Genomic DNA, 20,174 nt, shown 5'->3' with positions numbered 1-20,174 from the left:
TGGGCACTCCCTCTATGATGAAACTGAAAAATTGAATGGAAAGGGGCCGCAGGCACATCGTCTTGCCGGCCCTTCCTCACTCAGTACATGTGCTGGCCACCATTCATCGACACGTTGCTGCCGGTCATGAACCCCGCAGACTCACTGGCGATGAATGCAACCAGTGCGGCGATTTCCTCAGGCCGTCCCAGACGACCCACGGGAATACCGGCAACCACCTGCTTAACCACTTCCTCCGACATGCTCGTCACCATCTTCGTATCCAGATACCCCGGCGAGACGGTGTTGACCGTCACGCCCTTGCGCGCCACCTCCTGCGCGAGGGCTTTAGTGAAGCCATGCATGCCGGCCTTTGCGGCGGAGTAATTGGTCTGGCCGAACTGCCCCTTGGAGCCGTTGATGGAGGAGATGTTGATGATCCTGCCCCAGCCGCGTTCGAGCATGCCGTCGATGAATGGCCGGGTGACGTTGAAAACGGAGTCGAGATTGACCCGCAGGACCGCATCCCAATCGGCGTAGCTCAGCTTGCGGAACGTAGCATCACGCGTGATGCCCGCGTTGTTGATCAGAATGTCGATGTGGTGACCGTCTGCATGGATGAGGCCGGCCAGCTCCTGGCAGGAGGCATGGTCGGCCACATCCGCGCCGTAGGCGGCGAAGTCGTAACCTTCGCCGGCTTGGGTTTTCAGCCACGCGCCAATGCTGGCATTGCCCGGCGAATGGACGATGAGCACGGTATGGCCCGCATCGTGCAAGGCCCGGGCGATGGCTTCGCCCAGGCCGCCGCTGCCGCCGGTGACCAGTGCAGTGCGTTGCTCAGCCGGCATTGCGACCACCTGTCTTGGCTGGTGCGTCCTTGTCCTGTGCCTTGGCCCACACCGCTCCCCATTGCTTGAAAATATCCTGGAACGGCAATATCGCATCTGCCTGGCCTACGGCCTGCGTGACCGATTTCTGCCAGTCCTGAATGGCTTGCTGCAGGCCTTGGGTGAAGGTGGTCTGATTCTTGATTGCGACTTGCGTTAGTGCCTGCGCGCCACCCATCTGGTGCTGAAACTGACGCCAGAAGGCCTGCGCGGGCAGCGTGGCCAACTCCTGCCAATTCTGGGCCTTGAGCAGGCTTTCGATTTCCGCGCCGGACTCGGCAATGCCGTCTTTGCCCGCGCGCGTGGCGTTCTCCAGCCATTGCTGGCCGTTTTCCTGCATCAGGCGCTGCAGGCGCAACTGCAGTTCCAGGTTCGCCTTGAAGAGGTTGAGGGGGATGGTTTCATTGCTCATGGTCAAACTCCTTGCTTGGATTGAAATGCCCAATCGGGCGGTCAAACGATCAGGCCATCTGGCCGATCGTTTTGCGAAAGCGTGCCAACGACAGGAAAAACAGCACCGTGCCAATCAGGGCCAGCGCCAGGAAGGGCTGCCATACCGTCTCCAGGCCGGCGCCCCGGTAGAGGATGGCCTGGCTCAGTTCCACGAAATGGGTGGTGGGTGCAATCAGCATGATGTTCTGCACGATCTCGGGCATGCTTTCGCGGGGCGTGGAGCCACCCGAGAGCATCTGCAGCGGCAGGATGGTGAGCATCATCAACATGCCGAACTGCGGCATGTTGCGCGCCAGGGTGGCGAGGAAGATGCCCATCGAGGTGGTGGCGAACAGACTGAGCGCCGCGCCAGCGAAGAACAGTGCAATGGAACCCTCGACGGGAACGCCCAGGACGCCGCGCACCATGAGGGTGAGCGACAGGAAGGAGGCAATCAGCACGACCAGGGCCATCGACCAGACCTTGGAGAGCATGATCTGCGCGGGTGTAACCGGCATCACCAGCAGGTGCTCGATGGTGCCGTGTTCGCGCTCCCGGATCAGCGCTGCGCCGGTCAGGATGATGGACAGCAGTGTGATGTGGTTGATGATCTGCACCACCGAGCCGAACCAGGCCTTGTCGAGGGCGGGGTTGAAGCGCGCGCGCAAGGCCAGATCCACGGGTGGCGCGGTGGTGCTGCGATAACGTTTGACGAACTCGTTGACTTCACCGGTGAATATCTGCTGGATGTAACCACTGCCGGTGAAGGCCTGGCTCATGCGGGTGGCATCGACATTGAGCTGCGCGGCGGGTGATCGCCCTGCCAGCACGTCGCGCTGGAAGTTGGGCGGAATGACCAGGGCAAAGGTGTACTGCCCGGCATCCATGCCCGGATCTACGCTTCCATAGTCGATCATGGCCGGTGGCGTGAACTGCGGCGGGTAGAACGCCGAGGCAATCCGTTGGGAAAGCGCCGAATTGTCTTCATCGACGATGGCGATGGGCGCGTTGTGCAGCGTCTCCGGCATGGACGTGGCCTTGGTGTAGACCGACGCGGTGAACACGTAGACGATGAGCACAAGCATCATCGGATCGCGCCAAAGACTCCACAGCTCCTTGACACCAAGGTCGTAGATGTTGGCCAGGTTTCTTCTGCGCATCTCAACGCTCCTGCTTCTTGAGTAGCAAAACAGCCACGCCGAGAATGACCGGAACCGAAATGAGCATCGACCACAGCGGCCCTGTCAGGTCGGCCAGGCCAAGCGCTTTGCTGAATACGCCACGGCTGATGGAAATCATGTGCGTGGCGGGGTAGATCTCGCCGATGAACTTGCTGGAGCCTTCGAGCGAGGACACGGGATCGATCAGGCCGGCGAACTGGGTGGCCGGTATGAGGGTGCCGATCATGGCGAAGAACATGGCCGCGATCTGGCTGCGTGTAACGGCCGAGGCCAGCAGCCCCATGCCTGTCGCGGCGAAGGAGAAGATCAGCGCGGCCAGCGCCAGGGTGAAGAAGCTGCCCTTGACCGGCACACCGAAGATGGTCACTGCGAGCAGGCTCATCAGCAGGAAGTTCACCATGGCCAGGCCGACATAGGGCAACTGCTTGCCAAGCAGGAACTCGATGCGCGTGACCGGCGTCACGTAGAGATTGGTGATCGATCCCGTCTCTTTCTCGCGCACCACCGCCAGCGCGGTCAGCATGGCCGGCAGCATGAGCAGCAGCAGAGGGATCACCGCAGGCACCATGGCCGGCAGGCTCTTGACATCGGGGTTGTAGCGAAAGCGCGTCTCGACGTTGGTGTTGCCAGCCATGCTGGCGCCGCCGCGCTCGCTGGCCTGTATCTGCAGCCAGTGCTGGTGCATGCCCTGAACGTAGCCCTGGACGGTTTCCGCGCGCTGCGGCATGGCGCCGTCGAGCCAGGCGCCGATCTGCACGTTCTGGCCCCGCAACACGTCGCGGGCAAAGCCAGCGGGGATTTCGATGGCCAGCGACAGTTCGCCGTTGCGCATGCGTCGATCAAGGTCCTCGTAGTCGATGATCGGCGCGTGCTCGGTGAAGTAGCGCGATCCGGCCAAGTTCAGCGTGTAGTTCTGGCTAAGCGTGGTCTGGTCGCGATCGAGCACCGCATAGCTCAGGTCCTCGACGTCCATGGTGATGCCGAAGCCGATCACGAACATCAGCAGCAGCGAACCGCCCAGCGCCAGCGTGGCGCGCACCGGGTCGCGCTGCAGTTCCAGCGTTTCGCGCCATAGATAGCTGAACATGCGCTGCAGACTGAAACCGCCAGCGGAGTGACCGCCGCCGTGTTCGGCGGGCACCGCGGGTGGCTGATCCGCCTGGTCGGCAGCCGGAGGCTGGCTGGCCGGGGCGGCCGTGCCGCCCTCCGCTTCGACGAGGTAGCCGATGAAGGCCTCTTCCAGGGTTTTGGCACCACGCTTCTCAACCAGTCTGGCGGGCACGTCGCTGTCGAGCACCTTGCCCGCATGCATCATCGACATGCGGTCGCAGCGTTCGGCCTCGTTCATGAAGTGGGTGGAAATGAAGACCGTCACCCGGTCGCGCCGCGACAGCTCGATGAGCAGCCGCCAGAACGCGTCGCGTGCCACCGGATCGACGCCGGAGGTCGGTTCGTCCAGAATCAGCAACTCTGGCTTGTGCACCATGGCAACGGCCAGCGACAGGCGCTGGCGTATGCCCAGAGGCAGACTGGCCGGCAGACTGTCGATGACGTCCACCAGGCCGAAGCGCTCCACCATCTCTTCGACGCGGCCCGGAATGTCCTTCGGGGGCACGCTGAACAGCTTGGCGTGCAACTCCAGGTTCTGGCGTACCGTGATTTCGCTGTAGAGCGAGAACGCTTGGGACATGTAGCCGACGCGGCGGCGGGTGCCCAGATCATGCGGGTTCACTTCGTGGCCGAACAGCCAGGCCCGGCCCTCGCTCGCCGGCAGCAGGCCGGTGAGCATCTTCATCGTCGTGGACTTGCCGCACCCGTTGGAACCGAGGAAGCCGAAGATCTCACCGCGCCGGATACGGAAGGAGACACTGTCGACAGCAACGAAGTCGCCAAAGCGCATGGTCAGCCCCTCGGCTTCGATGGCGATATCGTCCGCGCCGTCCTCAGGCAGAGGCGGAATGACAACCGCTTGGTGTCCGCGCTTTTTCTCTTCCGGGAGCAGGCGGATGAATGCCTCTTCCAGGTTCGGGCTGTTTGTTGTCTCCAGCAATTCCTTCGGCGTACCGGTGGCGAGGACCTTGCCGTCGTCGATGGCGGCCAGCCAGTCGAAGCGCTGGGCCTCATCCATGTAGGCCGTGGCCACAATCACGCTCATGCCGGGGCGATCGGCGCGGATACGGTCAATCAGATCCCAGAACTGCGCGCGCGCCAGCGGGTCCACGCCAGTCGTCGGCTCATCGAGAATCAGAAAATCCGGGTCATGAATCAGCGCGCAGCACAGGCCGAGTTTTTGCTTCATGCCCCCGGACAGCTTGCCTGCCGGGCGCTCCAGGAATTTGAACAGGCCAGTGGCCTGAGTCAGTTCGTCGATCCGCTGGCGGCGCTCTGCGGCGCCATGACCGAACAGGCGCGCGAAGAATTGCAGATTCTCCTCGACCGAGAGCGTCGGATACAGGTTTTTGCCCAGTCCCTGCGGCATGTAGGCGATGCGCGGGCATACCTGCTTGCGATGGGCCTTGCTGGCCATGTCGCCACCCAGCACCTCGACCGTGCCCTCCTGGATGATGCGCACACCCGCCAGCAATGAGAGCAGACTGGATTTGCCCACGCCGTCGGGGCCGATCAGACCGACCATCCGTCCAGCGGGGATGTCCAGGTCAATGCCATCCAAGGCAATGACGTCGCGGTAGCGCAGTCTTACCTGGCGGACACTTGCAACGGTCGCGAGCTGCGCGCTGTGGCTCATATCTTACTCCGGCACACGAACGGAGAGGTTCTGAGGCCACTCGGCCTTGGCGTCGAGCTTGACCCAGGCTACGCCGGGCAGACCGGTCTTGACCTGGTTCAGGTGCTCACGCAGCAGCTCCTGCGAAATCTGCGCGCGCACGCGAAACATCAGCTTTTGTCGCTCGCTGGCGGTTTCCACCGTCTTGGGGGTGAACTGCGCTGCGCTGGCGACGAAGGAAACGGTGGCTGGAATCACATACTCGGGCGCGGCATCCAGAATGATGCGAACCTCCGAGCCCAGCGCAACGCGGCCGGCCACGGTTTCGGGCAGGAAGAAGGTGATGTACACGTCCGACAGATCAAGGAGGTTCAAGACACGTCCGCCCGCTCCAAGCACCTCGCCGGGTTGCGCGACACGCACCTGAACCCGTCCGTCGCGCGGAGACCGCAGTTCGCTGTCGCGGATGTCGGCTTCGATGCGGCTGATACTGGCCGTAGCGGCGGACACGCTGGACTGCGCGCCGACAAACTGCGCCCTGGCGGCTTCGACCGCGGCGCGGGCAGCGGCGGCCTGTGCCTTGCTGGCCGCGAGGGTCGCTTGGGCGCCCCGTACGCGCGCCCGGTCATCGTCCAGTTCCTGGATCGAGGCGGCTCCCTCACTCGACAGCGTGCTGGAGCGTGTCAGGCGCCGTTGCGCGGCGTCCAGTTCGGACTCGCGCTGACCAACCAGAGCCAAGGCGGCAGTCACGTCGGCTTCACGCAGCGCCACCTGTGCCTGCGCCGCGGTCACCGAATGCTCAGCCTGCTGACGCATGGCCAGGGCCTCGTCGCGCTGCGCTTCCAGCGTTTCCAGCCGCATCTTGGCCAGTGGCTGGCCGGCTGTGACGAAATCGCCTTCACGCACCAGGATGTCTTCGATGCGGCCGGGAAGTTTGGTGGCCACGTCGATCTCGGTGGCTTCGATGCGGCCATTGCCGTTGACGAATCCTTCGCCCGGGCCGCTGTCGGTAAACCTCGTCCAGCTCCACCAGGCCAGCGCGGCAACAACCGCTGCAGCGAAAGCGACCAGGAGTTTTTTCTTGAGAGAGGGGGAGACAGTCATGGGTTCGGCGTGCCTTAACGGGTTGATGGGGTGGAAGCGGGAGTCGAGGCCGCACCCTGTGCCTCGCCGGCTGCGGCGAGGGTGCCGCCGCCGAGCGCGGCATACAGCGCCACCTGGCTGGACAGCAGCGCGCGGCGCGCCTGTACCAGTTGTTGCTGGGCTCCCAGCAGATCGCGTTGGGCATCCAGCACTTCCAAGAAGGCGGCCGAGCCGTTGTCGTAGCGCAACTTGGCCAGGCGTGCGCGTTCGCTTTGCGCTTCCAGGTTGGCTCTCTGGATCGTCAACTGCTCAGCCAGCCAGTGCTTTGCGCTCAGCGCATCGGCCACCTCGCGGAAGGCCGTTTGAATGGTTTTTTCGTATCCGGCGACGGCGATGTCGCGGCGCACTTCGCTCAGCTCCAGATTGGCGCGGCGGCGCCCGCCATCGAAGATGGGCAGCGACAGGGTGGGCATGAAGGTCCAGGCACGACTGCCGGAATCGAACAAGCCATTCAAGTCGGAGCTGGCCGTGCCGAAGCTGCCGGTCAGCGCAATGCGCGGCAAAAACGCCGCGCGGGCCGCGCCGATGTGGGCATTGCTGGCACGCAATTGGTGTTCGGCGGAAATGATGTCCGGGCGACTGACCAGCAGCTCCGAAGGCAGACCGGCCCGCAGCTCAGCCAGAACCGTCGTTTCATCGAAGGGTGCCTTGGCGGGCAGCGGGCCGGGATCAGCGCCTACCAGCAGTGCCAGGGCGTGCAGTTGCGTGGTGCGAGCCTGCTCAAGCTGCGTCAGCAGCGCCTGAGCTTGGTTCAGCAGGGTCTGGACCTGTGTGAGATCCAGCTTCGAGGTCGAGCCGACTTCGACGCGGCGCCGGAAAATGCGATAGGACTCCTCGCGGGTGGTCACGGTTTGCCGTGCGATCGCCACGCGTTCGTCGATCTCGCGCAGGCCAAGATAGCCGTCTGCCACCTGGGCGATCAGCGCCAAATGGACGGCCTGGCGAGCCGCGTCGGAAGCCAGCCAAGTTTGCAGGGCGGCGTCTTCCAGGTTGCGGATCCGACCCCACAGATCCAGTTCCCAGGTGGTCAAACCCACCTCGGCCCGGTACTCGCCGCCCACCTGCGATCGGCCCGACATGTTCAGGTCGCCAGGGACCCGCGCGCGTCCACCTTGGGCGCCCACGCCCATGGCAGGAAAACGATCCGAGCGCTGAATGCGGAATGTGGCGCTGGCTTCCTCGACGCGCAGCGCGGCCACGCGCAGGTCGCGGTTGTTTTCCAGCGCAGTCTCGATGAGGCGTTGCAGCAGGGGGTCGGTGAAGTACGCCTGCCAGGCAAGCTCTCCCGCGTGGGCGCCGTCGGTGCCTGATCCAAGATGCGCGGGCCAGGCTTCGGGCACGGGCAATGGCGGGGTGTCTGGCGCCGGAGCGAGCGACATGCAGCCGGTCAAGACGACGGCGCTCAGGGCCAACGAGGCAGCGCGCAATCTGAACGCGGGAAACAACGGGGAAGTTGGGAGCATGGTCACGTTCCGTACAGGTATCGGGCTGAAGAGGGTCTGGTCGCAGAGGAGGGAATGGCTGCCACCCCCGCAATGCGGGGTTCGTGGCTGGTGTCCGCAGGCCCTACTTTCTTGCTTGCAAGTGCTGTCAAGCCCACTTCATCTCCTTGTTGATATGTGCATCCCCGTGTTCCCCGGCTGGTTGATAGGGCGCTCTTCCTGTGTCGTAACCCGATGTGCCGGGTTCACTCGCGCCCTGTGTTGATCTGCATTGTGAAATCTGAAAACAAACGACTGGACGGTTGCTTTCAATTATACGTTACAATCCAAGAACCGCAATCAGCGGGCTCGTCGGTCATTGACGCAGGTCAATTCGAGCTGCCGGCTTGGGTTCAAGGAAGGCCCTGATTCTTGGTAGAGCCGGTGACAGGCCCATGGGAACACCCCTCAGATCTTTGAACAGAGCCTTTGAATGCCACCCAATAAAGATGACGCGCCAGACAACAAGCGCCCCTACCTGTCCTCTGCCGCCAGGAAAGAGGAAATACTCGACGCGGCCCTGGTCGAATTCGCGGATCGGACATACAACGCAGTGTCGATGGAGCGCCTGGCGGAATGCGCGGGCTTGTCCAAGGCTGGCATCTATGCCCACTTCAAAAGCAAGGAAGAAATTTTTCACGCCTTGCTCGAACGTACGACGAAGCAGATTTGTGATTTCCAGGGCTGGCTCCCGGATGAGGATCTGACGTTGCCAGAGCTGGTAGATGTCTACCTGGATCGCCTGTACGCGACCTTCAGCTCCCCTGCCACGATGTCGATCTACCGGCTGCTTCTGGCCGAAAGCGCCCGAACTCCAGAGCTGGTGCAGCGTTGGCACAACGAAGTTGCGCTCGGGCTGAAAGAGCGGGCGCAGACCATCATCCACCGCAACATACGCCGAGGCGTCATTCGCCCAGGCGTCTTGACCGAACACTTCTTCCCGTTGGCGCTCGCGCCCGCAGTGCTGTGGCTGAGTTCCTCGATGCTGTCCAAGGGCAGTCCTTCCATCTCGCTGGTGCAGTTACGGGATGCGCACCGGCAACTGTTGCTTGAGCTTTTGCAGCCTCAATGAGCGGAGTGATGCACAGAGTCCTGCGCGCCCTTGCAGGCTTGGCGATCGGCTTTGTGGTACTGCTGCTGACTGTGTGGGGTGCGCTGGCTCTGTGGCATCAGATGCCGGGACCTTCGGTGGTGCGATGGTTCGTCATTGCCATGTGGTCTACGTTGGGTGTGACCGTTGTCTTGTCGCGGGCGGGCTTGCTTGGGCGGCGCAATCGCAACATCGCCGGATTCGCATTTGTGATCGCAGCCGCCTCCCTGCTCATGTGGTGGGGGACGCTGCAGCCGTCACACCAGCGTGTATGGGCTGACGATGTCGCCCAGTTGCTGGAGGCCAGGATCGACGGCAACCATGTTCACCTGAATAATGTGCGCAACTTCCAGTGGCGCAGCGAAACCGACTACACCCCGCAGTGGGAGAGCCGCACATACGACCTGGATCGTCTGCGCAGCGCCGACTTGGTGCTTTCCTACTGGATGGGGCCGCACATCGCCCACACCCTGGTGTCGTTCGGCTTCGATGGCGGTGATCGCGTGGTGTTCTCGCTGGAAATTCGCAAGGAACGCCATGAGTCCTTCTCGGCGGTAGGAGGATTCTTCCGTCAGTTCGAGCAGATCCTGGTAGCCGCCGATGAGCGAGACATTGTGCGTACGCGCAGCAACGCGCGAGGCGAAGATGTTTATCTCTATCGCTTGCAGATGAATCAGGCGAGTGCCCGCGCGTTGTTTCTGGAGTTTCTGAACGCGGCCAATGAACTGCGGCAGAAACCGCGCTTTTACAACACGTTAACCAGTAACTGCACGACCATCGTATTCGAGCTGGCCCGGGTCATTGCGCCCGCATTGCCAATGGACTATCGCCTGCTGCTGTCTGGATATTTTGCGCGGTACGTCTACGACATGCATGGATTGACGCCTGGCTATCGTTACGATGAATTGCAGGCACTGGGGCATATCAACGAACGTGCCCTTGCTTCCGATGTGTCAGAGGATGACTTCTCGATGTCGATTCGACAAGGCGTGCCAGGCATCCCTGCCAACGAGGTGAATCCATGAGGTTCCCGCAGGCCTGCCTTCTCATTACATGCGCCGCTCTTGCTCCGCTGCTGCTGGGGGGCTGCTCGATCCTGCGCGAGTTCGGCCCAGTGGTTGAAGTTCATACGCTACCTACCAGGGAGGCCATCGAACTCAAGCGCGGCGACATCCTGACACGTGGCAAGCTCAGCGATGCGACTGTCCAGACCATCAGGGTGGCGGCATTGGATGAGCAGGCATGCGCAAAGCCGATCTCCTCGGAGTGCGCGGAGGCCTTGGCTACCGTGACGGGGGTTGCCACGGATAGACGCCTGGCTGCACTGTCCGAACTATGGCTGGCGCAGGCTCAGGCCATGAAGCCCGGTTCAGCGCAGCAAGCCGCCTGGCTTGAGACGATTCGCTATGCCTATGCTTATCTGTTCCTTGGTGACCATACTCCGGGAGAGCGGGCCTTCGAGGATCGCCAGACCCAAGTGCGGGATTGGTATAACTATGCCGTCGAGCATGCGGCCACCGGCATGTTCGAAGTTCGGCAACAAATGCCGACGCAGTTGTCCGACCAGACCAGTTGGAACATTGCAGGCTGGGAACTGAAGCTGGATATGCGCGGCGCGCGCTTACCGGGCAGTACGGCGGTGCCAGCCGAACTCCTGCCAGCCTCGTCCCTGTCTTTCCGTGGATTGCGTAGCCTCTACCGGCGCGACGGCTTTGGCGCCGAGCTTGTGGCGGTCATTCCGGACGAGTCCCTGAGCGCCGCCCCAACTCGGGGTGGTCGCCCAGCGGCAAAACATGATCAGCAACCGCTGCCCTGGAGCGAGATGCCCGCGCCGTCCATGACGGTTCTGCTGCATCCCGACGGAGACAACTTGGACAGCGTGCTGCATGCTCGTACAGCCCGTCTGACGGTGCATGACCCCTATGTGGAATCGGCCATTATGCTGCGCGGCCAACGTGTGCCGCTGGCGGCCAATTTCACGGCCGGCTATGGCGTATGGCTGGCCCGTGCCAATTTCAACCGCCAGTCGCTGCGCAGCCTGCTCGGGCGCGAGGGTGGCATCGACCGCCCGCACGTCTACTTGATGCAGCCCTACGATCCGAACAGGCGGATCATCGTCATGCTGCACGGACTGGCCAGCAGCCCTGAAGCCTGGGTGGAACTCGCCAACGAAATCCTGGGCGATGAGGCCCTGCGCCAGCATTACCAGATCTGGCAGGTCTACTACCCGACCAACATGCCAGTCGCGTTGAACCACGCCATGATTCGCAGGGCGCTCGGGGATACGCTGACGCATTTCGACCCATCCGGCCAAGCGCCGGCGTCGTCCGACCTCGTGCTGGTGGGGCATAGCATGGGCGGGGTCATCGCGCGGTTGATGGTGTCGTCAACCGATCAATCGCTGGTGCAATTGGCTGCGGATCACAGTCGGTTGACGCCGCAGCAGATCAGGCGCATTGATCCCATGTTGCGCTTCGAGCCCTTCCCGAATGTCAGCAGTGCCATCTTCATCGCGGCGCCTCATCGGGGCACATCGGTCGCGGGTGGACGCCTGGGGCGCTGGATGGCGGGATTTATCCGCTTTCCCATTACGGTGCTCGAAGAACTCGCCCATACACTGACACCCAATGCGGCCGCCAGCAGCCGTGAAAGCCTGGCAACCATTCCCAATAGCGTGAACAATCTCGACGAAAACGATCCGTTCGTGCGTACGGCGGCGGGCTTTCCCATCTCATCCCAGGTGCGCTATCACTCGATCGTGGCCCAAGCCAATTCCGAAGTGGCCCTCGATGATTCCGATGACGGTCTTGTGCCTTATCGCAGCGCACATCTTCCCGGCGCACAGTCCGAGAAAGTCATTATTTCGGGGCACAGCGTGCAACAGAGCGCGGCCGCGATACTGGAGATCCAGCGTATTCTGAGAGAGGACATGGCTCTGCGGGAAGCGCATTTACAGCCATAGACAACTGCCATCTGCTGTGCGCGGCCGAGCTGATTTCGGATTTCGTATGGGCGTAATGCATTCATCTGAATGCGCAAAGAGCATCAGACTTACTGTTGCCCGCTCGACGCTGGCACAGTGGGTCGGTGCGTGCGGCGCGCAACTGCAGCCGATGGTAAAGGCGCTGGATGACGAACTGCGTCGCCACGTGGTGCTGCACGCCCACGAGACGCCGATGCTCAAGCCCAAGCATCTTGGCGACGGCAAGGCGTACCCAACGTGATCCGCCGTCTGGCGGCGACCCAGCCCATGCTCGACAAGATCGTCGGCCACCAACGCCACATCGCTCAGGCCTACGGCATATCGATGGAGCATGCGCGCTGGCTGTTGACCACCGTGGCGTTCCACTGCCTTGCCGTGGCCGACACGGTGTACTCGGTCGCCGAACGGGAACCCGTCGTGGATGCAGACCGTGCGACGGAGGAAGCCGAGATGGAGGCCGAACTCAACAGGGCATGCACGCACTCATTGTTGGCATGCTGGCCTTGATGGATGCTGATGGCCTTTCAGGAGATAGTTGATCGTCGTTCTCGTTTGTGGGGGTTGAATGGAAATCCAGGGATGCCGTAATTGAGGAGCCTGGACGGCGTATCGTTCAGGAACAAACACGCACGGGCGGCCAGGCCCTGCCGTGGCTCGACATGACGGCCTTCCTGCGCGGGGCCATCGACCTTGCGCTAGACAACCATGCCAATGCGCCACGCAGCAATACGCAATGGGTGTTCTTCGACCGTGGCCTGATCGACGCGGCGGCAGCACCCCAGGCACTGGACGGCACTACTATTCTGGACACGATTGCCCAGTCGCATCGCTACCACTCGCGCATCTTTCTGGCCCCGCCGTGGCCTGAAATCTATGTGCAGGACGAAGAACGCCGTCACAGCATGGATGAAGCGCGGGCTGAATTCGAGCGGCTTCAGCGCACCTATCCAGCGCTGGGCTATGCGGTATCGCGGTTGCCCAAGATCAGAGTGGCGCAACGCGCTGACTTTGTGCTGGACACCTTGGCTAGCCGCTAACCTACCAAGGCGAACTCTACCGTATCTCACCGCCACGTAGGACTCCATGCTCAAATCTCTTGCGTAACTCTGAGATAAGGATTGTTGGGTGGTACTGCATCGAACAACCAATTCGCATCGATCAGCAAATACCCATGCAGCTTCCGGGACTTGCGCGGCCCGGTGACTTCACAGATCCAGATGTTCAAGCCGCTGTCGTGCTTTCGATGCAACCCCAGTTTCTCAAAGCGCTTCTGCACCCACTGCCAATCCGGCATCTTGTCCTGCCGTGCCAGCGTGCCGACATGAGGGTGCTCCTGGACGTAGCGCTGGAACACACCTGGGCTGACCAAGTAGGCCGTGTCATTCACGGAATGCACGAGCGCTTTTGCGTCGTTGATGATGAGCCGGCGCGAAGCAATTCCCTGTTTCAGCCACATCATGAAATGTTCGCCTGACGGGGGCGCTGCTGTTAGGGGTGGTTTAGCAGTAGATGGTGGTGGCGAAGGAAGCACTGCGGCAGTCGCTGGCATAGGAGTGCTGGGGTCTGCGGGGTAGCTTCTCTGTGCAACCGGCTCCACATCCTGCTCGGCACCAGGCGAGCCGCTCGTGCTCACCATTGCCAGCATGTCCTCCATGACATCGGACACGGGCTGGGCCTTAGGCGGTGAGGCGGTGACGGTACTACTGCCTTCCCAAGATGGAAGTTTCTGACCGTTCGGGGCTGCCTTCGCCATGGCCGCAGGCGGCATTTTCGGCGCCTCGGCGTCGTTTTCGGCGACTGCCGCGTCGATCGCTACCGTGCCTGCAAAAGGCGTCGGTCGCTCGCCAGATTCCCAGATCAGCGCAGGAGCGAGGCGCAACAGGGTGAACGAGTGGGACCAGCCGGTGGAACTGGTTATGGTCGCGCGCCAAATAGCCTTGCCGTCGGGCGCCGGCTGCAACATGCCGTGATCCTGGAGGACGTTGAACACCGCGGTGTTGTTCGCAGGGATGCCATCGACGCCTTGGGACAGCAGGTGCGCACGCAGTTTGTCCGAGACCGTTTTGCTCACCAGCCACAGGGCATCGTCGGTGAGCCAGCCATCGGAGGCTTCCGGCTGGTTCAGTTTCAACTGTTCCTTGAGCAGGTAGCGCAACCCGTCGAGCAGCTTGCGCTGCAGCGCGTGCTTGGGCGCAGCCATGGCGCGGGCCGGATCGCCGCCCAGCTCCTGGGCCACCGAGGCCCGGTCTGCCTGCACGACAAGTTCGCCCAGTACGCCGGCGTGCTCGTACTGCCCGGCCAGGACGTAGAGCAGTGGTGCCCACAGGGACGGATAGCCGCTGAGCCAGTCCAGGGCCTCACGGTCGAGCAGTTGGTGGTAGAGCAAACCTGTCGCGGCGCTGTGCAGGCGGTACTCGCGATCGTCGCGGTAGCGGAATCGGTATGGCTGGCGCAGCGGGCCGTGCCAAGGGTGCCAGATGCTGCCGTCGGCCAGCTCGACGTGCAGATCGACGGCGATCTTGCCGATGTCGTGCAGCAGCGCGGCGTAGGCGACGGCGGCGGTCCAGGCTTCGGACTGTGCCGCTTGGTCTTCGGGGCTGGCGCCGATGGGCAGCAGATGGGACTGCCGCAGTTTCAGACTGTAGGCGACGATTTCGAGGCCGTGGTCGAGCATGCCGCCCAGATAGGCATGGTGATGCGCCTCGGAGGCCGGGAAGGCCTGGACCAGCTCGGCGTAGCGTTCCAGGGGCGCTCGGTACAGCGTGGCGAATTGCCTGCGCGACAGCGAGGTGCGCTGCCAAATGTGCTCCAGCAGCTTCTGCCGGCGCGGGGTGGCCAGCAGCGATGCGGCCGACTCGGGCCGCATCAACCCTTTCGGGAGGACGGTGGCGGGTGCTGGCGGTGGCGCGCCGGCGACCGGGGGCCGTTTTCGCTGGAACAGGGAGAGCATGCGGGTGTCCTGTGGCGGGCCGACCGGGAGGCCTTTTTGCCTTTTCGAGGTAGGGCCTTTCCCCTTGCACCCCATTCCCTTGCCGTTTCGGCCCTTTGGCCTTTAACCGTTTCGGTATAGCGGGGCCTGGGTTGCGGTTCCAGCGTCAATGTGGAACCCGCACGAATGGATTGCGCGGCGACCAGCCGCTGGCCTCGGCCTATGCTGCGGAGACGCTGTTTTCGCCAGGTAGGTTGCTCTCTAGGCGTCAAAGTTGACAAATGCGACAAAGGCGACTAGAGTAAGTCCTGTCTCAAACCTACCTGGGAGATGACCATGCCCACCGCCATTGAATTCATTGCCGACCGTCTGCCGCGTGTCACCGTGGAGGATGTGCGCCGCTTCGCGGATACCGTCGAAATCCGGGATGCGCCGGCTTTCGCGGCCGAGTTGCAGGCGTTCATTCACGAGCGCGTGGAGGCGGTAAAGCTGCCAGCCAACCTCGAAGGTGAAACGGTGGAGCACGCCTTGAAGCGTAAGACGGCTGCGCTGCGCGCTGAGACGCGCTGGGCGCCGACTGAAACCGACGTCCAGCGAGGCCGCGCCGTGCTGCTGGAAACCTTCAACCAGCCGCACAACCTGCCGCCCGCGGAGTACGCCAAGCTGGCGGACAAGTCGCGCCAGCAGATCTACAAGGACATCCTCGCCCGTCGGCTGCTGGCGCTGAACGTGGGGCCGCGAGGCCAGAAACTGCCCGACTGGCAGCTCGACCCGGTGAAGCAGCAGTTGACCCAAACCGTGCTTCAGGAGGTCGAGGGCATCGACCCTTGGACGATCTACCGCGCACTGTCCGAACCGCTCGAAGGCTTGGGCGGCCGCTCGCCAGTGGATGCGGTGACGCATGGCACGATCGACGACGTGGCCGAGGCCGTGTTCAACGTGCTGGGCGTTCAGGTGCATTGAAGCGAGATCGCCATGAGCCACGAGCTGCCTTCGTTCCTGATCGATGCCGGTGAGCTGCTCCAGCATGTGAGCCGCGTCGTCTATCGGGGCAGCCCGCTGTACTATGGCCGCAGCAGCACCAATCGCTACGATGACCCGGCCCAGGCCTACGGGGTGCTCTACCTGGGGCGCGACCTGCCCACGGCGCTGATGGAGTCGGTGTTTCATAAGCACCAGTGGCTTGCGGACACGAAGCGCTCGATCGCGCTGAAAGAAGTCCAGAGCCGGATGGTGCGCGCAGTGGGCGTGATGGACGACGTGCTTCTGGCCGACCTCACGGCGCCGGGCGTCATGGCGGGCTACTTCGGCCTGAACCTGGAGCAGTTGGCCAGCCGCGACTACACGCACACGCAGCAGGTGTCGGCCCAGGTGCATGCGATGCTTGGAGATGACGGCCAGGTGCTGTTCGACGGGGTGCTCTATCCGTCGCGCAACAACTATCCCGCCAAGAGCATCGCGCTGTTCGAGCGTGCCAGCGCGAAGGTCAGTGTCATCGAGGACATCGATCTCGTTGACCATGTGGACTGGCCGCGTTTCGTTGCTACATACCGCATCGGCGTGGAGCCCGACCCTGGCCCGTTGGAACCGGATGACGAAGCGTCCTGAAGCAGCAAGAGAACACATTGAAGCCCTAAACAGAATGAAATGGACCAAACTGAAATAGGCATCCCTCAGCAGTAGGAGACGACCATGAACACCACGACTCGCACCAGCACCGCAAGAACGCCTCGGCCGCGCCTTTGGCCGCGGATGGCGTGCCTACGCGCGCTGTGAACGGCGGGCGTCGAACTGGTTGGTTTCCAAGGGCATGCCGACGGCTGGAGCCACCGCGCTCGTGTGGATGGTTAAGCTGGCTGCGCTCGGGGTGCTGCTGTACACCACCTTCTGGCTGGCCCTGGTGATGGTGTGCGTCATGGTGGTTGCCTGGATGGCCCGCAACACCGACTTGGGCGAGGAGTTGCCCGAGCCAGAGTGGCGAAACGGACCAGCAGGATTCGGCCTATACACCTACGACGGTTTCCGCATTGATCCTCATGTCGAGGACGACTAGCAGCGATCACTTCTTCGACACTGCATTGATCGCAATGCTTCCTCCCCTTCCGCCAGCAGCCTTGGCATCTCCGGTGGCTCCTGCGAGGCCTTGCAACACGTTGCCGGCACGAACGCCCGCCCAAGCCAAGGCCATGATCCAGAACGTAGGCAGTACGATGAACATCGTGCCCGTGACAAACATCAGGAGCATGTCTCCGAAGGCGTTGTTCAGCCCCACCAGCGGGTCGAAGTTGGTGTGCGGCCGATTCCAGCCGAACCCCCAGCCATAGAGCGCATCCAGGATCGTCGAATCGATCCAGCGCGCAAGCTGAAACCAGAAGTCCGTGAAGAAGAGCGCGAACTGCACGACGCTGACGGTAACGACCGTCTTCAGATCGTAGGTGCCTACGACCAGCACAAGCGGGATGCAGATGACCAGCGCCATCTTGAGCAAGGCGAGGACCATGGGCAGAGACTGTCTCACGACGTCCATGGCGGGAAACGCGGCAATCGCGCCGACGGCCATCCCAACGTCTCCCGTGGCCCGCGTCACGATGTTCGGCAAGGTCTTGTCGATCTGGCCGCCATAGTCCGTATAGACGCTACCCTGGTTCAATTTCTGTTGCCGCGGTGACGCGATGGCGCGGATCACCGAGTCGTCCACCTCGGCCCTGCTCAGGAACCCGGCCCAGCCTGCCAGGCGATTCAACAGGTTCGGGTCCACCTGTCCCAGCAGGCGTGCCCGCAGGCCATTGCCGCCATCGGCCCACCACTGCCTGCAGGTCGGGTAGCCGCCACCGCTGCCCACCTGTGCAAGCCCCGCATCGCGGGTGCTGTCGTAGGGCCAGTCGTCGCGCGGCGTGCTTGAGCGGTAGGTGTCGTAGTAGCCGCCCGTGTCCGTGAAAAACCTCGACCCTATCCAGGTCACGTCGTGCATCTGCTGCTCATCAAGCTGAGGGCGCTGCATGAACAATTTGGCCCGCGCAGGCCCATAGCAATCCCGCGAGAAATCCGCTACTTCCTGAGCCAGTACCGGGTCGTCAATGCGGGTCGCGTCGATCTCCATGCGCATCTGCCGCAGGTCCGTGCCGCATGGGATCGCCGCCACCGAGGCGCTCGTGACGGCGCGCGAGAGCGCGTGCATGAAAGCCCACCAGACCGGCACCTTCGCCGACTGGTTGTTGATGGTGCTGAAGGACTGCGACCAGCCGGTATCCGTGGGCTGCGGCACGCTGACCTGGCACTGGGCCGAGCGCGAGCTGTCGTACTGGATGGTGTTGAGGTCCACGTCGATGAACGGGATGCCAGCGAACATCACCACCACGATGGCGACGAAGACCCGGTTCTCGATGCGCGCAGCCGAGAGCACGCCCTTGTTGCCTTCGTCGGCACCTTCCGCACGGGCCTTCAACCACTCCTGCACGATGATGGCGACGAACGGCAGCGCGAATACTCCGCTCGACACCAGCACCGCCCAGATGCCGTTGTTGACGATCCAGGACACCAGCGTCAGGTAGTACTCCAGGTAGTCGGTCGTAAAAAGCGTCATGGCGCGGCTCCCTCTTCAGCTCTGCATCAGCAGGCTGGCTTCCAGCGCCACGATGGCGACGACGCCGGCGATCTCGCTGCGCACCAGGCGTCGCCGCGCTTGCGCGTCTTCCTCGCGGGCCAGCAGCCGGCGGCGCATCCAGACCCAGCCATAGACCGTCGCGCCGTACAGGCACAGCCGCCACACCAGGAAGTAGCCCGCGCTGGCAGCCAGCCACCGCTCCCAGCCGGCAACGCTGCCGACGAGGTAGATGCCGACGAGATTGGCGCCCACGGCCGCGGCGATGATGACCACCGCCAGGAGCAGCGCCTTTGCCGCGCGCCGGCTGAAAAGCCAGCGCGGGCGCAGCCAGGCCGCGTTCATGGCGTGCCTCCCGGGTTGCCCCGCTGCAACCGATCGAGGCGGTCGGGCACCGGGTCGCCTTCGTAGATGCCGCGCGAGCCGGCCGCGCGCGTCCCGTGGCGCTGGATGATGGCCATGGGCGAGTTGTTCGCCAGTTCGCGCCGCAGTTCAAGTTCGGTCTTGAGGTTGCGGATCTCCTGATCGAGCGTGTCGCTCTCGTGGTTCACGGCCTCGACCGCCAACTGGTTGGCCGCCACGTTGGGTTCCTTCTTGCCGGTCAGCAGGGTCCGCTGGAGCAGCAATGCCTTCTCCAGCACGGACGACAACGCGACCTCGGACGCGAGACGTCGCGCCAGCAGGTCTTGGTCTGGCTCGTCGCGCAGCGCCTCGATGACGCCGCGTGTAATGGGCAGCGAGGTGCTGCCGGCTGCATGCAGGTTCTCGAACGTCGTGTTGCGCGTCCCAGAGACCAGTTCCTGCAAGGCCTCCAGCTTGGTCTCGTACTCCTCCTGGATCAGCGGCGTCAGCCCGACGCCAGGCACGGTCTCGGTCTTGGTGCAGGAATCACACGTGCGCTGTACCTGTTCCCCGAGAACCCGCGTCGCCCATTCGGTCGCCTGCTGCGGCGACGTCCAGGTCTGGCAGGACAGGCTCGCGCAACTGGCGGGCGCGATGGAGGACGTGTCAGTCACGCTGCGCCCGTTGACCAGGTTGTAGCCCGCCCGCGTCACGTCACCGACCACCCGGATGGCCGACTGGCCCGCGCCGCCGGCATTGCTGCCGCCCACCCAGGGCACGCCGTCGTTGCCGCGGCGCGTCTCGGCCTGCTCGATCGCCGATACGGCATCCGTGCTCGACACCGCATCGCGCAGCGCCATGCCTTCCGCCATCTGGCTCCATCCGAGCTGGCCGCCCGCCGTCTCGGCCATCTTCTCGGCCATCGCGCGACACGTCAGCTTGGAGCGGTCGAAATCCAGCCTCGCCTGCAGCACACCATTGGTCAGCAGGTTGTACAGCCCCGGATCGGCACGCTGGATGATCAGCGCCGGCAGCGATGCCACGGCACTGGTCGCGCTCTGGATCACGTTGCTCATGATCTGCTGGAACCCATTCGTGATCCCATTGAGCTGATTGCGCAGCGTGGTCTGGATGCTCATGTCGCCGCAGATGAGGTTGCTGTTCCAACCCAGGCCGACCCCGATCGAACGCATGCCAGCGGCGCGGCCCATGGACACCGCACTGCCACCGCCGATCGAGTACATGACCTCATCGCCGATGACGGGGCCGCTGGTCTGGAAGCCGGCCTGCGCCCACGCGAGGCCACAGACCAGGGCGAGCGCGCCGGCTAGCGCCGTGGGGCGCAGCGGGCGGCGAACCTTGGCGGATGGGTTCATCAGTTCAGGACGCTTCATCGCCGTA

The 20,174-nt window shown here is 63.2% G+C and carries 18 protein-coding genes and 1 pseudogene; 9 read left to right on the top strand and 10 right to left on the bottom strand.

The window, feature by feature from the left end; all coding sequences use genetic code 11:
• Positions 1-80 precede the first annotated feature (80 nt).
• From phbB to V8Z74_RS09695, 6 genes are read right to left on the bottom strand one after another with little or no spacing between them, the layout of a single operon-like run.
• Complete coding sequence (phbB, locus tag V8Z74_RS09720; RefSeq protein ID WP_349709023.1) at positions 81-827, bottom strand: acetoacetyl-CoA reductase; 747 nt, start codon at positions 825-827, stop codon at positions 81-83.
• Complete coding sequence (locus V8Z74_RS09715; RefSeq protein WP_349709115.1) at positions 817-1,278, bottom strand: phasin family protein; 462 nt, start codon at positions 1,276-1,278, stop codon at positions 817-819. The genes phbB and V8Z74_RS09715 overlap by 11 nt, the downstream gene beginning before the upstream one ends.
• A gap of 49 nt (positions 1,279-1,327) precedes the next feature.
• Positions 1,328-2,458: an ABC transporter permease gene (locus V8Z74_RS09710; protein ID WP_349709022.1), complete on the bottom strand. Its 1,131-nt coding sequence runs from the start codon at positions 2,456-2,458 to the stop codon at positions 1,328-1,330.
• A 1-nt stretch (position 2,459) separates the two neighbouring features.
• Positions 2,460-5,225 carry a ribosome-associated ATPase/putative transporter RbbA gene (gene rbbA, locus V8Z74_RS09705; protein WP_003050052.1) on the bottom strand — a complete coding sequence of 922 codons (2,766 nt, stop codon included), beginning with the start codon at positions 5,223-5,225 and terminating at the stop codon, positions 2,460-2,462.
• A 3-nt stretch (positions 5,226-5,228) separates the two neighbouring features.
• Positions 5,229-6,308: an HlyD family secretion protein gene (locus tag V8Z74_RS09700; protein WP_003050054.1), complete on the bottom strand. Its 1,080-nt coding sequence runs from the start codon at positions 6,306-6,308 to the stop codon at positions 5,229-5,231.
• 14 nt (positions 6,309-6,322) lie between these two features.
• On the bottom strand, positions 6,323-7,810 hold the full coding sequence (locus V8Z74_RS09695; protein WP_003050056.1) for an efflux transporter outer membrane subunit: 1,488 nt from the start codon (positions 7,808-7,810) through the stop codon (positions 6,323-6,325).
• Positions 7,811-8,261: 451 nt separating this feature from the next.
• Here V8Z74_RS09695 and V8Z74_RS09690 point away from each other — a divergent pair, with 451 nt between their 5' ends.
• Genes V8Z74_RS09690 through V8Z74_RS09665 form a run of 6 tightly spaced genes read left to right on the top strand, consistent with a single transcriptional unit; the run spans position 8,262 to position 12,938 of the window.
• Positions 8,262-8,900, top strand: a complete 639-nt coding sequence (locus tag V8Z74_RS09690; RefSeq protein ID WP_003050058.1) for a TetR/AcrR family transcriptional regulator — start codon at positions 8,262-8,264, stop codon at positions 8,898-8,900.
• An 8-nt stretch (positions 8,901-8,908) separates the two neighbouring features.
• Positions 8,909-9,943, top strand: a complete 1,035-nt coding sequence (locus tag V8Z74_RS09685) for an Lnb N-terminal periplasmic domain-containing protein (protein ID WP_003050060.1) — start codon at positions 8,909-8,911, stop codon at positions 9,941-9,943.
• Complete coding sequence (locus V8Z74_RS09680; protein ID WP_003050063.1) at positions 9,940-11,880, top strand: esterase/lipase family protein; 1,941 nt, start codon at positions 9,940-9,942, stop codon at positions 11,878-11,880. Before V8Z74_RS09685 ends, V8Z74_RS09680 begins: the two co-directional genes overlap by 4 nt.
• Positions 11,881-11,935: 55 nt before the next feature.
• The gene (locus tag V8Z74_RS09675) at positions 11,936-12,142 is read left to right on the top strand and encodes an IS66 family transposase (protein ID WP_199917100.1); all 207 of its coding nucleotides are present in this window, start codon (positions 11,936-11,938) and stop codon (positions 12,140-12,142) included.
• Positions 12,139-12,408, top strand: coding sequence for a hypothetical protein (locus V8Z74_RS09670; RefSeq protein WP_003050070.1), 270 nt, complete (start codon positions 12,139-12,141; stop codon positions 12,406-12,408). Before V8Z74_RS09675 ends, V8Z74_RS09670 begins: the two co-directional genes overlap by 4 nt.
• A gap of 47 nt (positions 12,409-12,455) precedes the next feature.
• A complete protein-coding gene (locus V8Z74_RS09665; protein ID WP_013520789.1) occupies positions 12,456-12,938 on the top strand; it encodes an AAA family ATPase in 483 nt (160 codons plus the stop codon).
• Between the two features lie 50 nt (positions 12,939-12,988).
• Here the strand turns inward: V8Z74_RS09665 and mobH are convergent, their stop codons facing one another.
• Positions 12,989-14,851 (bottom strand): MobH family relaxase, encoded by a 1,863-nt coding sequence (gene mobH / locus V8Z74_RS09660; RefSeq protein ID WP_003050081.1) that lies wholly within the window; start codon positions 14,849-14,851, stop codon positions 12,989-12,991.
• A 315-nt stretch (positions 14,852-15,166) separates the two neighbouring features.
• Here mobH and V8Z74_RS09655 point away from each other — a divergent pair, with 315 nt between their 5' ends.
• The 3 genes and pseudogenes from V8Z74_RS09655 to V8Z74_RS09645 all read left to right on the top strand — a co-directional run.
• The gene (locus V8Z74_RS09655) at positions 15,167-15,793 is read left to right on the top strand and encodes a hypothetical protein (protein WP_003050085.1); all 627 of its coding nucleotides are present in this window, start codon (positions 15,167-15,169) and stop codon (positions 15,791-15,793) included.
• Between the two features lie 12 nt (positions 15,794-15,805).
• Complete coding sequence (locus tag V8Z74_RS09650; protein ID WP_003050087.1) at positions 15,806-16,438, top strand: RES family NAD+ phosphorylase; 633 nt, start codon at positions 15,806-15,808, stop codon at positions 16,436-16,438.
• 175 nt (positions 16,439-16,613) lie between these two features.
• Positions 16,614-16,883: pseudogene (locus tag V8Z74_RS09645) on the top strand (DUF3742 family protein); the annotation flags it as partial.
• 6 nt (positions 16,884-16,889) lie between these two features.
• Here the strand turns inward: V8Z74_RS09645 and V8Z74_RS09640 are convergent.
• From V8Z74_RS09640 to V8Z74_RS09630, 3 genes are read right to left on the bottom strand one after another with little or no spacing between them, the layout of a single operon-like run.
• A complete protein-coding gene (locus tag V8Z74_RS09640) occupies positions 16,890-18,413 on the bottom strand; it encodes a conjugal transfer protein TraG N-terminal domain-containing protein (RefSeq protein ID WP_003050092.1) in 1,524 nt (507 codons plus the stop codon).
• 15 nt (positions 18,414-18,428) lie between these two features.
• Positions 18,429-18,776 (bottom strand): hypothetical protein, encoded by a 348-nt coding sequence (locus tag V8Z74_RS09635; protein ID WP_003050094.1) that lies wholly within the window; start codon positions 18,774-18,776, stop codon positions 18,429-18,431.
• Complete coding sequence (locus V8Z74_RS09630; RefSeq protein WP_003050095.1) at positions 18,773-20,167, bottom strand: integrating conjugative element protein; 1,395 nt, start codon at positions 20,165-20,167, stop codon at positions 18,773-18,775. Before V8Z74_RS09630 ends, V8Z74_RS09635 begins: the two co-directional genes overlap by 4 nt.
• Positions 20,168-20,174: the final 7 nt, after the last annotated feature.

The organism is Comamonas sp. w2-DMI (genome assembly GCF_040187735.1).
GTDB classification, from domain to species: domain Bacteria; phylum Pseudomonadota; class Gammaproteobacteria; order Burkholderiales; family Burkholderiaceae_C; genus Comamonas; species Comamonas terrae.
The sequence above is the reverse complement of the archived record's forward strand: the minus strand, read 5'-3'. Positions and strand labels throughout refer to the sequence as shown.